The organism is Bilifractor sp. HCP3S3_D3 (assembly GCF_052063915.1).
Taxonomy (GTDB): Bacteria; Bacillota; Clostridia; order Lachnospirales; family Lachnospiraceae; genus Bilifractor.
Window position 1 is genome coordinate 38,175 of the sequence record NZ_JBQHWP010000004.1, and the last position, 14,424, is coordinate 52,598.

A 14,424-nucleotide genomic window follows, 5' to 3' on the forward strand; every position below is an offset into this window, starting at 1 on the left:
CAAATTCATGAGCGATATTATATAGTATTCAAAGCAGAATCAGGAGGAAGAAATCATGATTGATATTAAGTTTCTGAGAGAAAATCCAGAAGTAGTAAAACAGAACATCCGCAACAAATTCCAGGACAGAAAACTTCCGATGGTTGATGAAGTCATCGAGTTTGATAAAGAGAGAAGAGAACTTCTTCAGGAGAAGGAAGCGCTTCAGGCTGAGCGCAATAAGATTTCCAAGGAAATCGGAAAGCTGATGGGTCAGGGGAAAAAGGATGAAGCAATGGCAATCAAGGCAAAGGTTGCTGATACGGGAAAGAGAATTGCCGAGCTTGAAGACCGTCAGAAGGTTGTGGACGAGGAAATCAAGAAGAGAATGATGGTCATTCCCAATATCATCGATCCTTCCGTCCCGATCGGAAAAGATGACAGCGAGAATGTAGAAATTGAGAGATTCGGTGAGCCGAAGGTTCCGGATTTCGAGGTTCCTTACCACACGGATATTATGGAATCCTTTGACGGAATCGATATGGATGCGGCAGGACGCGTTGCCGGAAACGGATTCTATTATCTGCTCGGAGACATTGCAAGGCTTCATTCCGCAGTTCTGTCTTACGGACGTGATTTTATGATCAACCGCGGATTTACCTATGTAATTCCTCCATATATGATCCGCAGCGCGGTAGTAGACGGTGTTATGAGCTTCGATGAGATGGATTCGATGATGTACAAGATCGAGGGAGAGGATCTGTATCTGATTGGAACCTCAGAACATTCCATGATCGGACGTTTCATCGATCAGATCATCCCGGAACAGAAGCTTCCGCTTACGCTTACCAGTTATTCCCCGTGTTTCCGCAAGGAGAAGGGTGCGCATGGAATCGAAGAGCGAGGCGTATACCGGATTCATCAGTTTGAAAAGCAGGAAATGATCGTTGTCTGCAAGCCGGAGGAGAGCATGGACTGGTACAACAAGCTGTGGAAGAACACGGTTGACTTCTTCCGCTCCATGGATATTCCGGTCCGCACACTGGAATGCTGCTCCGGAGATCTTGCGGATCTCAAAGTAAAGTCCTGCGATGTAGAGGCCTGGTCTCCACGTCAGAAGAAATACTTTGAAGTAGGAAGCTGTTCCAACCTCGGAGACGCTCAGGCGAGAAGACTGAGAATCCGCGTTCAGGGAGAGGACGGACAGAAATATCTCGCCAATACCCTGAACAATACTTGTGTCGCACCGCCGCGTATGCTGATCGCATTCCTTGAGAATAATCTGAATGCAGACGGTACAGTATCGATTCCGGAGCCGCTTCGTCCGTATATGGGTGGAAAGGACAAGCTTGTCCCAAGAAAATCCTGCCTGGAAAAATAATGGAACGAAACGGAAGCCATGAGGAAATCCACATGGACAGATCTGTCGTTTCAAAAAAATATTGAGAGGAGTTGCCTATGCATAAATTCCTCAGATCAATCGGTTTCAGCAGATTACATGAGCTTGACGATCTCGGACGCCTGATTCAGGATGTCCTCGTTCACTATGATTTCAAAAAAACAGCAGTGGATGAAGAAGGTCACCTTTTTGCAGAAATATCAAAGGAATTTGCTACAGACATGGGCGTGACCGTGTGCGGCACCTACGACAATGAAAACTTATTCCATATGGAATATCTGTTCCCGTTTTTCTGGGGATCGCAGGTCACCTCGTATGAGCAGATTGCCGTTGAACGCCATCTGGCCACAGAGTCGTTTGCCGGGGCCTGTGACGATATGAGAGTCGGCACGACACTGATTTTTTATGTGTCCAATGCAGGTGAATATATCAGCATGTGTGGCGGCGGACAGTTAAATGACACGACAACCTCGGTTTCCCTTTCTGCACTTGCGGAAAACGGCACGGTACTGTTCCCTGTAAGGAAAGAACAGAAAGCGCTTCCCGTGGACCGGAAGAAACTGGAGGAGCGCAGTTCACTGTTCAACGCGGCACAGAACGGCGATGAAGACGCAATTGAGAGCCTGACGATGGAGGATTACGATACCTATACCATGCTCTCGCACAGGGTACAGAATGAGGATATCTACACCATTGTTGATTCCTATTTCATGCCTTATGGTATGGAATGTGACCTGTACAATATCATGGGCGACATCACGAGCTGCGAGGAAGTCAGAAATCGTGTGACCGGAGAAAAGGTGTACCAGATCGGTGTTATCTGTAATGACGTCCCTCTGGACGTCTGCATTAACGAAAAGGATCTGACGGGAGAACCGGAAGTCGGACGAAGATTGAAAGCAATAATCTGGCTTCAGGGAAGGTTGAATTTTTAATCAAAATAAGGTATAATGATATTTGTTCGTCTGAGCAGATATCATTATATATTTGTTTCTGTAGCTCAGCAGGATAGAGCGTCCGCCTCCTAAGCGGAAGGCCGGCGGTTCGAATCCGCCCAGGAACGCTACTCGTAAAGGCGTGGAAGAATTCATTTGAAATTCTTCCATGCTTTTTTATTTCATCTAATGAATTCTGGGTTCGATTAGAGGACTTCTAATAAAACAGGCGGCTTTTCTAACGGGCAAAATCAGGCTCAGGCAGCCGCTCTGCTAAAAATGGCGTAAGGTTCTCTGATTACATGCGTATATCTGTGTTTTTCTGTGGATAGCGCACTGGTTCCGCCGGAAAAGAGCGGAAAATGAAAAGCAGATGCTCCCGTTTCTGCGGATGGATTTCTAATTACGTTAGATGAGACCGGCTGCATCCTGGACAGAGAGAACTGCTATTACCTCGCGGAGGTAATCAAGACCGGGCAGGAAAAGAAATGCGAAGACTGCTGCTATGCAAAGGGAAGACACTGTGTGAGTGCTGTCTGCTACAAGGAGCTAGACCGGTGGATGACCGCCAAGATGAACCGAAACGAAAGGCCTTATCAGCCTGTATACATATTTCCTGGCAGATGACAGAGATTGCCAGAAAATTGTAAATTGGTGTGTTACAGTTTCATGTTTTCAAAGTTGTTCTGTCATATTGCCGGAAGAAGTGCAGGTGATCTTGGGTTCATCGCCAAGACAAGCGAATGTCCAATACCTGTCGGCTTCAATCGCCCGGGTGTAATATTTGACTGCTATCTTATGCCGATTACGTCTCAAGTGCGTAATTTCATGTTGAACCGCAGGGCTCAACGGACTATACTTTAATTACGATCTTAAGACGATTACGGCCTAAGTACGTAATATCAGGAGGCGCCAATGATACAACGTGATCTTTATCTTCACCAACTTGTTTCCTATATGTGGGATGGCCAGATCAAAGTGATTACCGGGATACGGCGGTGCGGAAAGTCTGTTCTTTTATTCGAACTGTTTCGTGATTATCTGCTGTCACAGGGGACGAGCGCGGAGAACATCATCACAATCGAACTTGATAAACGCAAAGATGTAAAATTCCGCAGCCCGATTGCTCTCAGCAGTATGGTCGAGGCAAAGATACAAAACAGCGCACAACAGTACTATCTCTTTATCGATGAAATTCAACTGTCTGTTTCCGTTCCAGATCCGGATCTGCCCGGCGAAAAGGTAACGATCTATGACATGCTGAATGAACTGCGGGGATACAAAAATCTTGATGTGTATGTCACAGGAAGCAATTCCAGGATGCTGTCAAGCGACATTGTAACAGAATTTCGCGGCCGTTCTTCTCAGATCCATGTATATCCTCTTTCTTTCCGGGAATTCTTTGCCGCTGCAGGAGGAGATAAAAGAGATGCATTTGACCGCTATATGCTTTATGGCGGGATGCCATACCTTCTGAATCTGAAGGAAGACCGACAGCGAAAAGACTATTTAGCACAGCTTTTTAATGAGGTATATATCAAGGATATCATTGAGCGTGAGGGAATTGAACGCCCTGATGTACTTTCTGATATCCTGGACTTTCTTGCGTCATCTGTCAGTTCTCTGACAAATCCTACCAATATTGCCAACACACTGAACAGTACAAAAAGAGCGAATATCAGCCCTAAAACTGTTTCAAGTTACCTGGAATACCTGAAGAATGCCTTTCTGATCAGCGAAGCAAAGCGCTGGGATATCAAGGGAAAACGATATTTTCAGTATCCAAACAAATATTATTACACAGATATCGGGCTCCGTAATGCGCGAGTTAATTTCCGGCAATTTGATCCGGGTCATATCATGGAAAACATCCTGTACAATGAACTGATTATACAGGGATATTCCGTTGATGTTGGTGTCGTTCTCGACAGGAGAAAAGATCAGAAGGTGCAAAAAGAAATTGATTTTGTTGTCAATCAAGGAGACAAAAAGGTATATATCCAATCCGCCTATGAAATGTCTCATACAGAAAAGACAACCAGTGAACTGGACTCTCTGCGACTGACGAATGATTTCTTTGAGAAAATCGTTATGCGTCGGGATATTCCGGCGTCATTCACGGATGAAAACGGCATTCGTCATATCAATGTACTGGATTTCCTGCTTGGCAAAGAAACGATCTTCTGATTCATAAGATAATCGGCACATGCCATAAAGACTGCCTTATGCCGGAATATGCTCAAATTGATCTTTTCGTCTATAAGGCCAAAATATTCAGGAACCGATTTGTAACTATCGGCTGGTTTAACCAGATAAATTACATGAGAGGCCGCCGGCAGGATCGGATTCTATTTTTAATAGGATCCAGCCCTGCCGGCGGTCTCTTTCTATTCCTGCCGGCGGAGCTTTCGAACATCAGAAAACAGTTTGAAAGCCTGACATGTATTAAGGGCGAGGATACACATATTGCTGATTTTCCGTTTTCAGGGAAAGCAGTATCGGTACCCTTACCTTTTGCGCCCTTGTCAGACTCTGAAGATTCCAAATCGTACTGCATGCAGGTGTATCCTTCCGTTCTCCGCGTCAGGCGGAAAGAAAAAACCATCTCTGGAGCTTCTGGTGAGATCGCACTCTACTTCCATGTCAGTACCGACTATCTGCTTCTGGGACGCGAACTTGGCAGGGATTCCGTCCGTGCAAGCCTTCTTGAACTGTCCGCGCAGATGACAGAGCTTGCCGGCAAATTGTAAATCAATCGCCTGGATTCAAAATGAGCGATTGATTTTGGCATTACTACTTGAACACGGTTAACAATCTGCACAGCTTCATCAAGAACCGTTATTACGACTACCGGGGTGTGGCTACCAAGTATTTGAATCGTTACAACCTCGTATTTCGTGCAGCGTACAGGATGAGGCTATCAGTTGATGAGCTTGTAGAAAAGCTCTTCCTGGCGTGTGATCCGAAGAGAGTGCATCACTATGATGATGTCAAGAAATTGAACTTACTTGCTGTGTAAATATATTCCTTTGAATTTTTATATTACATATCAACCCGAATCTTTACTAACGTCAAAATAAAAAAAACTGCAGGCTCTCCGAAGAGATGACCTACAGGTCTGAATAATCAGTATTTCGTTGTATTTATCTTATAAAGTTCGTTGCAAGTCTGGTTTCTTCCTGCTTGGGCAATGCGACTCCGTTATTATCCCCGGCTTCTTTCAGTTTCAAAAGCCACGCCATATTTCTGCCAAGGTAGCGCATAATCTGAAGTCCTTCTTCATCCTGCATAACCTCTTCCGGCGTGTTGCCGTGAACCATGTTCCAGTAACGGGAAGCGGCAATCGGCATCTGCTGATGGAAGAAATATTTGTTCATCTGGTCAAGTGCGGACGTAGTTCCAGCCCGTCTTGCAGACACAATCGCTGCCGCAGGCTTGAAGCGGAACGGGTGCGGATTCTGCGCGGACGCTGAGAAGAATACCCTGTCCATAAAACTCATGAGACTTCCGTTCATGCCGGAATAATAAACCGGCGAACCGAAGATAAATCCGTCATAATCAGCCGCTAAAGCCGTGAATTCATTTATCCTGTCATCAAACACACATTTCTGTTTCTTCGCGCACTGGAAACATCCGATACATCCACCGATAGGCTTATTGCCAATCCAGTAAACTGTCGTCTCTATGCCTTCCTCATTCAATGCAGACGCCACCACGGAAAGCGCGGTATAAGTACATCCTTTCTGGTGCGGACTGCCGTTTATCAATAACACTTTCATTTGCATCACCTTCTACTTTCTCATACACTCTTTCATGATAGCTGTTACTTCGGCTGTGCTAAGCGTAGTTTCAATATTAATGTCCGTAACATCCTGCTCAGACACAGCCCCATCAAAATACATATCCACGCCCATTTCAGAAAAATTTCTTAATTGAAAATCCTTCATAAGACCTCCTTATTCGCCGAGTGCTGTAAAGAGCCCTCCCATCTGCAGATAATTGATATTGAAGCATCTTCCGCTTTCACCTTTATCAAGATCATATCGACATCGCCCCCGCCCACCGATTAATCCACATTTATTTTCTTTGCTTCCTGCGAATTCGTTACCATGCCCTTATAAGCAAACCCATACAAGCCGGCAAAACGGGACATGGTAAACTCACATGATTCAAGCTGCCATTTCTCCGGTGAGGCACCCTGCATGATGAAATACAGATTCTTTCCGCCAAACTCGCCCTGTCCGACCGGTCCGTAGCAGCGATCAAGGAAATTTCTCATAAGACCGCAGATGTTATGCCAGTACAGTGGCGAACCCATGACCACGGTATCTGCCTTGCGGATCGCATCAATAACTTCATTAAACTGGTCATCCGGATATTGCTGACCATAGGAATAGATTTTATAGTCGATGAGATTTAAGGTTGCGTACTCTTTTCCGGTAAGCAGTTCCTTCGCCAGCTTTGCTGTATTCCCATTCTTATTCGGACTTGCGTTTATAAATAAAATGCTCATTTTCATTTCCTCCATCATTTCTTCACAGGAGAGCCACCGAATACTGCCGACATCTCCATGTGATCCAGTTTTTTATCAATGCTCATAACCTCATCCGCTGTCAGGGCGATCTCCGCTGCACCAAGATTTTCTCTGATGCGCTCTGCCTTTCTCGAACCAGGAATTGGAACGATATAAGGCTTCTTGCAGAGCATCCACGCCAAAGAGATCTGCGCAGGTGTGGCGTTCTTTTCTTCCGCAAGATTTCTGATCAGCGAAAGAAGTTCTCTGTTCTGTTCAAACGCCTCATCAGAATACTGCGGCATAGCACTGCGATAATCCGCTTTATCAAACTGCTCACCCTTTGCAAAGGCATCGGACAGAATACCGTTGGCAAGCGGAGAAAAGGCCACATATCCGATATTCAGTTCTTCCAAAACCGGGAAGAGGTTCTCATGCTTAACGCCGCACTTTGTGGCAACTTTTACCTGATTCCGATATGGAGCAAGCGCTTTTCCTACCAGCTCCTCGTTGTAGCTGATACTCCCATCTGCCTTTTCACCGATATAACATTCAGCCGTATCAAAGAAGGTATAGCCCATTTCCACAGCCTGCCGAATCGCGTTAATGGCTGTGTCCTCATCTGTTGCAGTTCCGTATGCGTGGGAAAATCCCATGCAACCCAGACCAATAGGCGACACCTCCAGGTCTTTTCCTAAGATTCTGTTCTTCATAAATATCTCCATCAATAATCTGTTGTTATGCTGTAGCTTTCTGTTTTCTCCACTTCTGCAAGGCGGCTCTTAAGCTCATCCCGGATAATCCGTACTGCGTCACTGCCGAGAGGCAGTCTCTTTGGAAGATTCCCTGACGATACCAACTCCACGATCAGTTTTCCAGCCTTATCAGGATCGCCCTTCTGGTCATGATTATTTACCATATTTTCAAGGCGCATCGAACCTACAGACGGCGTATAGTCGGAAATCGCCCGACTCGCCCCATGCAGGGAATCATAAAATGCTGTACGGAATGCGCCCGGTTCCACTGTCATCACCTTGATCCCAAGATGCTCCGTTTCTTTTCCGATTGCGTCACTGACAAGTTCCAACGCCGCTTTCGAGGCAGAGTAGAAGCCATTGCCGACTGCCGCCCGTACTGCGCCGATAGAAGAAACATTAATGATGATTCCCGTCTTTTCCTCCCGCATTTTCGGAAGGCACAGATTCATAAGCTTCGCCGGCCCGAATACGTTCGTCTGAAACAGCAGTCCGATCTCGTCTTCTTCGCTTTCCTCAATTGCAGCGCGATAACCGTATCCCGCGTTATTGACAAGCACGTCAATTCTGCCGAACCTGTTGTATGTTTCTTCGACTGCTTTTTTCATGCTGCTCTCATCCGTCAGGTCAAGAGAAAGCGCCATACAGGTATCCGGGTATTTCGCTTCAAATTCCTGTATTTTCGATATATTTCTTGCCGTAACGACAGCCTGATCGCCGGAATGAAGCACTGCCTTCGCTATCCCTCGTCCAATTCCGGTAGAGCAGCCTGTAATAAGCCATGTTCTCATATGTTCTCCTCCTTGATTACTAGAGTTTGTTGTACTGTTCATCATCAACCGGCTCACACCATTCAGTCCTGATGTTCTCGCCGGGAATTTCCTGTGCGATATGCTGAAACCAGCTGTCCTTTGCCGCACCGTGCCAATGCTTCACATTTGCAGGAATATTGACTACATCACCGGGATACAGCTCACGCGCCTCTTTGCCCCACTCCTGATACCAGCCTTTTCCGTAAATGCAGATAAGCAGCTGTCCTCCGCCATTGTCCGCATGGTGGATATGCCAGTTGTTGCGGCAGCCAGGCTCAAATGTTACGTTGAAGGTCGGTACCTGCTCCATCGTCAGAGGCTTCAGATAGCTTTGTCCAACAAAATACTGTGCAAACGCCGTGTTCGGCTCACCGATGGGGAATGCAAGGTTCGGCTTCGTATCTTCCTCTCCCCAGACCTCTGCGATCATCGGGAAGGTACTCCAGGCCTTCGGCCACCCACAGTAAAATGCTAGCTGTGTAGCAATTTCGATTGCTTCTTCCTTTGTCACACCATGCTCCTTGCCAAGGATCAGATGGCTTTTCAGCTGCGGGTACAGTCCTGCGGAAAAGAGTGCCGCGATCGTGATCATACTGCGGTCACGGAGCGACAGCTGCGATTCCCGCGACCACACCTCTCCAAAGAGGACGTCATCATTTAATTCCGCAAATTTAGGAGCAAGTTCTCCCAAACGTTCTCTGCCTGCTGTTTGTTTTTTCATGTAAAATTCCTCACTTTCTTCAGTGTCACATCTGGTCTTCCCAGAATGCCACAGCGTCATCAATCCAGCCTTCCGCGACCGTTCCTGTTCCAAGTCCGAATCCATGTGGCAGTCCGTCGTAGGAATGGAACTCCGTTGGAATACCCATCTCGGACATGGTATCCAGTCTGGATTTCATCGTCCGCCAGTTTGCGATACCATCGCTTGTCCCGACTGCACTGTAAGTCGGCGGCTCGTAGCCTGTCACTTCCGAAAGTCCGGTGTAATTTACAATGACAGCTGCAGGTTGTGGATAGGCTTTCTCTCCGAAATTCTCCGTACCGTATGTTCCTACCCAGTCCGACATTCTTCCACCTGCCGATCCGCCCCAGAGGGAGTAGTCAGCAATGTCAACTTCCAACTCGTCTGCGTGCTCGAAGATGAACGCAATGGCTCTCGACAAATCCTCACAAGCCGTCTGTGCTCCCGGACGATAGATCAGCGCAAAGGCGTTGTATCCCATCTTGGAAAGCTCCAAGGCGTGGGGAAAGCTGTCGTGCATCGCACCAACGTAGGCAAAACCGCCGCCGGCGTTTACGACGGCAAACTTGGCACCGGGATCACCCTTGAAGAAGAACAGACCGGTATCTCTTTTGGCTGGATCAGCGGCCTTTTCCGCGTCGGTGTATATATCGTAAAAAACCGTTTCCCCGGCTTCGGCATGGTTCTTCAGGTAATTCACGATCTCCACCGTCTTGTCCGGATCGATGTAGTTGTACCAGGTAAGACGAAGACTCCCAAGCGTATCACCGCTCATATATCCGCTGTTTACAGGAAAGAGCAGCCTGCCGTAATCGCCGAAAGCAGGATCACTTTGTACATCGCTGATCCTGGTATCCTTTGTATAGGCTGCAGCCTGCTCCGCACCGGAAATCACAAGAGGTTCTTCCGAATCACGAAAAAACAGCGGAAATGCGTTGTACAGATATTCCTGTACGGCGTCAAAGTCATGATAGCCGCCGTCCTTCTGGTAGAACACATAATGCTCCGGTGTGAATACGTCAGACCTTTCCAGCATTTCCTCCGCCATGGCGATGGACTGGCTCTTTACCGCATCCTGTGTGCCGACGGCGTGATATATGAAATAGCCTTTTCTCTCAAGGTCTTTATCCTTCACCAGCTGTTCGATGAAGTCCACATTCCTTTCGATCTGAAAATCTCCGTAAGTGCCGTAATACCAGCAGGATCCGCTCATCGGCAGGAAGTAACGAATATAATCTGTGTCATAGCAGAACTGCAGCCAGGTCGTGACCGAGCCCAGGGAGAATCCACCGAAAGCCCGATGATCCCGGGATGCCTTCAGATCCTCATCCGAAGCAGACTCTGCATAAGTGTGAAACCTTCCTTCCACCGTTGGCATCAGGTTTTCTTCGAAATCCCGGTGGAACTGGCGGAACTCGGCAATCGATCCGCTTAAACCCGTGTCGCTGTTATCATTGTAGAACGTGGCTGATACGATGATGACCGGTGGGATGTCGCCGTTTTCGATCAGGTGATCAAACACGTTTTTGGTTGAAGTGTATTCAAAGTATTCGCCTGCGTGTCCGCCCCAGCCGTGCATCAGATAGATGATGTTGTATCGGATTTCTTCATCGTTTTTATCATAGCCGTAAGGGGTATAAACGTAGGCTGTTTTTGTGATTGCTGCTCCGTCTCTGACATAATCCTTCGAATCATAATCCACCCTGGTCACAGTACCGGGATGGTCGGATGCGGCCTTATATGAAGACGGAACAGCGGTTGTATATCCTGTTTGCTCCATAGTTTCCTTATTCTCTGATAAGGTGACATCTGAAGGTTCTTTCGTGTCCTCCGATGATGCCTCTGTTTCATTTTGTTCTGTTTGCTGCTGAGGCTGATCTGAGGCTTTTGCGCAGGACACCAGTATTCCGACAAGCATCAGCACGCACAGCAGCAGTATGATTCTTCTCATTTACTGACTCCTCTCTTATCCAGCCTTTTTAACCATCCAGCCAGATAGTGACCGATAAAGACAAACAGTCCCATGATAGCCAAATAATCCAGGAAGAAAAAGACGATGGGTTCTCTCGGATCCAGGAACAGAAAATGTGTCCGAAGAAAAAGGTATTCCCCGATCTGCCTTCGGATGAACGCATATACGCCGTATGCTGCTATGGCGATCGCACCCGCACGCAGTACGAAATCAGTTGTTTTTTTCCTGTCTTTGCCTTTTGGCATCGCACCAAGCATCACATTCCAATGCAATCCCAGATGAAGCGACATCAGGATGTAGTTCAGGTACGCGCATACCATGTGTACGCTCCGGGCAACAGAAGCACCTTTGCTGATATGAAGAAACGTAAACACATGCTCCGACAGGATGATCCCGCTGATGGCCGACGCCAAGACTGTTCCGATCAGCAGGAAGACAAGAACCGTCTGGAAAGTCCGAAAGCTTCTGTATCTTCCCTTTGAAAGCGCGCCGAACCACTTCCTGTTCAGGATGTGATGAACAATAAACAGGACAAACATCGCTGTTCCGAGGATCTCATGAGTCAATGTGCCGATTAACGAGTATGCCATCAGCCCGATCAGGACTATGGTCATTGCGATATCAATTGTCATTCGCAGTTTCTTCATATGCTTTCTCATTCATGTTCTCCAAACAGCCAGTTCATGATGTCTTCTTCGTGGGCAAAGTATCCTCCGCCACCGTGCTGATCCCGGATGCCGCGTGCGTCGAACCACGCCTGGTCTTTCAGGTCTAAAACGACCAGCTTCTCGTTCTGATCATCCGTGAGGCCTTTGTCCCGGTAAAGCTGAACGAGCTTATCATAGGTCTCCCGCACAGAAGAGCTGCCGTAATAGCTGTCGCTCTCACCGGTCACCATATAGATGGGCGTTCCGGCTTTTGCCAGGGGATCCAGGTCTCCGTCCCACTGAGAAGAGCAGTGAAGGAAGGCTGTGTACAGCTCCGGAGCGATCTCCATGACCAGGGATCCAGTCTCGCCCCCGCCGGAATAGCCATTCAGGTAAACCTTCTCAGGATTAATGTTGTAATGGCTGATCAAGTATCGGGTCAGTGCCACCGTCTGTCTGGCGGAGGTTTCTCTCCAATCGTTCAGCTGCGGGGCAGCGATGATCATTTTTTCGTTGTATTTCTGTGCTTCGATCCCGTAATCTTCGGCGCGGATATTCACGCCGACACCCTGAAAGTACAGCCCTTCGTAGCCGGGCAATGTAACGTAGAGCGCATAAGGTTCGGAGCCATCATAGTTTTCCGGTATATACAGCCCGAAATGGATATCCCCGTCGTTTTCGCTGTGCAGAACATTATCAAACAGGAAACCGCGGATATACACGTCTCCAAAGTCGATCTCCGTCGGCGCGCTTATATCATTCTCCGTGCCGGCCGCGCCATTCGGCACGGAGTCAGTTATTCCAGGTCCAGCCCCCGCACCCATTCCCGGACATCATTTTCCGAGCCGTCAACCCTTCCGCCTCGAATCGATAAAGCATCATCGCTTCTTACTGTGGCTCCCTCAGCCAGCTTTTCGATGGTAGGCAGAGCACCCGCACCGTTCGAACTGCCTTCATGAGAGAAGAACGGGATGATCGTCTTGCCCGAGAAATCATAGCTTTCCAGGAATGTCCACATGGGCATCGGAAGATCGTACCACCATACCGGGAAACCGAAGAAGACCGTATCGTACTGCGCCATCTGTTCTTCTGTAAGGTCGATCATGATCTCGGGACGCTCATCGTTATCCTGCTCCTGCTTGGCCCGGTCAGCAGTCTGATTATAATCATCGGGATAAGGATCCTTTGCCGTCACACGATAAAGATCCCCGCCCGTTTCATCTGCCACCCAATGTGCCATGCTGTCGAGATGTCCTGACCAGGAGAAATACACAACCAGAATCTTGTTATCAGCTGTCTGTGTGTCAGAAGGATCGGATGACGGCAGATCCGAAGTCGCATCAGAAGCTGTGGCAGAGTCTGCATTTCCAGTACCCGCCGCAGTCGTTTCCTGCGCTTTTGTGTTATCTGAAGAATCTTGCGTGTTGCTGCCTGTTCCGCAAGCTGCAAGTGTCAATGCCATAACCGTGGCAAGCAGTACCGCGAATAGTCTTCTTATCTGCATTCGAGTAATACCTCCAATAATTCATCTCTTGTGAACTTCTTTGCGCATCCGCCGGTCAGGACCGTGGAATCCGCGATCGCCTTAAAGTCGGTATCAGCAGAGATGTTCATCTCCGCAAAAGTGGTTGGCAGACCGATCTCCCTGATAAAGGCGATGAGAGCGTCTACAAAGGCTTCTGCCAGTTCTGCTTCGCTTTTTCCGGCCGGATCGATCCCCCAGACTTCAGTCGCAAGTCTGGCAAACTGGTGATTTGCCTCCGGCATCATATGCCTGTAAAGCACCGGGTGCAGCACCGCCAGCCCCTGTCCATGGTTACAATCGGTGTAGGCACCGAGCTGGTGTTCCAGCATGTGGCATTGGAAATCCGTGGCTTTGCCGATCTTTAAGATTCCGTTCTCCGCCATGGCCGCGGCCCAGATCAGCTCACTTCTTGCCTGGATGTCCTGCGGATCCTTCAGTGTGGCGCGGATGTTCCGGATGATGTTTCTCTGGGTGGCCTCATTGATCTCGTCAGAGAGGTTCACTTCTCTGGGAGAGCCCATGTAGGTCTCCATGCTGTGAGAAAGAGAATCGAACGCACCGGAGATCACCTGCTTCATCGGCATGGTCATCGTGTAAGCCGGGTCCAGAATCGCAAAGCTGTAAAATGCGCCCCAGAGAGCGGATTTCAGCATCTTTTCCTCGTTGGTGATGACCGCGCCGTTGTTCATCTCCGCGCCGGTGCCGAAGGAAGTGACCACTGCTCCCATAGGAATGAATTCCGTCGGCTGCTTGTGATCGGTATACTCCAGCTCCCAAATATCTTTATTCAGCTTCGCCTGGGCAGAGACGATCTTGCAGCAGTCGATGACAGAGCCGCCGCCCACTGCCAGAATGAAGTCAATGTTCTTCTCCTGGGCAAGGGCAGCGCCCTCCTGTACCTTCGCGTAGGTCGGGTTGGACATGATCCCGGTAAACTCCGTCACGGTCTTTCCCGCTTCTTTCAGAATATCCAGCAGTTCATCATAGACGCCGTTCTTCTTAATGGAACCACCGCCATAGGCCAGCAGCACATTTTGACCGACCTTGGCCAGTTCAGCAGCCAGATTCCTGGACGTTGCCTTTTCGCCGAAATAGACCTTTACTGGATAGCTGTAGGTAAATGGATTCATGAGTACCTCCTGTCT

Annotated in this window: 15 protein-coding genes and 1 tRNA gene; 5 read left to right on the plus strand and 11 right to left on the minus strand. The window is 48.2% G+C overall.

All coding sequences use genetic code 11. From position 1 onward, the window contains the following. The first annotated feature begins 55 nt into the window (after positions 1-55). From serS to ACTNDI_RS03365, 5 genes are all read left to right on the plus strand, one after another. Complete coding sequence (gene serS, locus ACTNDI_RS03345) at positions 56-1,360, plus strand: serine--tRNA ligase (RefSeq protein ID WP_441099344.1); 1,305 nt, start codon at positions 56-58, stop codon at positions 1,358-1,360. Positions 1,361-1,437: 77 nt separating this feature from the next. Further along, entirely contained in the window at positions 1,438-2,313 is an 876-nt protein-coding gene (locus tag ACTNDI_RS03350; RefSeq protein ID WP_441099345.1) for a DUF3881 family protein, read from the plus strand. 54 nt (positions 2,314-2,367) lie between these two features. Then, positions 2,368-2,441: transfer RNA gene (locus tag ACTNDI_RS03355), tRNA-Arg, on the plus strand. A gap of 787 nt (positions 2,442-3,228) precedes the next feature. After that, a complete protein-coding gene (locus tag ACTNDI_RS03360; protein ID WP_441099346.1) occupies positions 3,229-4,500 on the plus strand; it encodes an ATP-binding protein in 1,272 nt (423 codons plus the stop codon). Between the two features lie 610 nt (positions 4,501-5,110). Continuing rightward, positions 5,111-5,332 (plus strand): hypothetical protein, encoded by a 222-nt coding sequence (locus tag ACTNDI_RS03365; RefSeq protein WP_441099347.1) that lies wholly within the window; start codon positions 5,111-5,113, stop codon positions 5,330-5,332. Positions 5,333-5,456: 124 nt separating this feature from the next. Here the strand turns inward: ACTNDI_RS03365 and ACTNDI_RS03370 are convergent, their stop codons facing one another. The 11 genes from ACTNDI_RS03370 to ACTNDI_RS03420 form a co-directional block, all read right to left on the minus strand. Further along, a complete protein-coding gene (locus ACTNDI_RS03370) occupies positions 5,457-6,092 on the minus strand; it encodes a flavodoxin family protein (RefSeq protein ID WP_441099348.1) in 636 nt (211 codons plus the stop codon). Between the two features lie 12 nt (positions 6,093-6,104). Then, a complete protein-coding gene (locus ACTNDI_RS03375; protein ID WP_441099349.1) occupies positions 6,105-6,260 on the minus strand; it encodes a hypothetical protein in 156 nt (51 codons plus the stop codon). A gap of 119 nt (positions 6,261-6,379) precedes the next feature. After that, positions 6,380-6,826, minus strand: coding sequence for a flavodoxin family protein (locus ACTNDI_RS03380; RefSeq protein WP_441099350.1), 447 nt, complete (start codon positions 6,824-6,826; stop codon positions 6,380-6,382). A gap of 14 nt (positions 6,827-6,840) precedes the next feature. Beyond that, complete coding sequence (locus ACTNDI_RS03385) at positions 6,841-7,539, minus strand: aldo/keto reductase (RefSeq protein WP_441099351.1); 699 nt, start codon at positions 7,537-7,539, stop codon at positions 6,841-6,843. 11 nt (positions 7,540-7,550) lie between these two features. Next, positions 7,551-8,372, minus strand: a complete 822-nt coding sequence (locus tag ACTNDI_RS03390) for an SDR family NAD(P)-dependent oxidoreductase (protein ID WP_441099352.1) — start codon at positions 8,370-8,372, stop codon at positions 7,551-7,553. A gap of 19 nt (positions 8,373-8,391) precedes the next feature. Continuing rightward, positions 8,392-9,114: a carboxymuconolactone decarboxylase family protein gene (locus ACTNDI_RS03395; protein WP_441099353.1), complete on the minus strand. Its 723-nt coding sequence runs from the start codon at positions 9,112-9,114 to the stop codon at positions 8,392-8,394. Positions 9,115-9,139: 25 nt separating this feature from the next. Further along, positions 9,140-11,086: an alpha/beta hydrolase-fold protein gene (locus ACTNDI_RS03400; protein ID WP_441099354.1), complete on the minus strand. Its 1,947-nt coding sequence runs from the start codon at positions 11,084-11,086 to the stop codon at positions 9,140-9,142. Continuing rightward, complete coding sequence (locus tag ACTNDI_RS03405; RefSeq protein WP_441099355.1) at positions 11,083-11,754, minus strand: DUF4405 domain-containing protein; 672 nt, start codon at positions 11,752-11,754, stop codon at positions 11,083-11,085. Before ACTNDI_RS03405 ends, ACTNDI_RS03400 begins: the two co-directional genes overlap by 4 nt. Positions 11,755-11,762: 8 nt before the next feature. Then, positions 11,763-12,578 carry a prolyl oligopeptidase family serine peptidase gene (locus ACTNDI_RS03410; RefSeq protein WP_441099356.1) on the minus strand — a complete coding sequence of 272 codons (816 nt, stop codon included), beginning with the start codon at positions 12,576-12,578 and terminating at the stop codon, positions 11,763-11,765. Then, positions 12,551-13,258: a flavodoxin gene (locus ACTNDI_RS03415; RefSeq protein ID WP_441099357.1), complete on the minus strand. Its 708-nt coding sequence runs from the start codon at positions 13,256-13,258 to the stop codon at positions 12,551-12,553. Before ACTNDI_RS03415 ends, ACTNDI_RS03410 begins: the two co-directional genes overlap by 28 nt. Next, positions 13,249-14,409: an iron-containing alcohol dehydrogenase gene (locus tag ACTNDI_RS03420; RefSeq protein WP_441099358.1), complete on the minus strand. Its 1,161-nt coding sequence runs from the start codon at positions 14,407-14,409 to the stop codon at positions 13,249-13,251. Before ACTNDI_RS03420 ends, ACTNDI_RS03415 begins: the two co-directional genes overlap by 10 nt. Positions 14,410-14,424 lie beyond the last annotated feature (15 nt).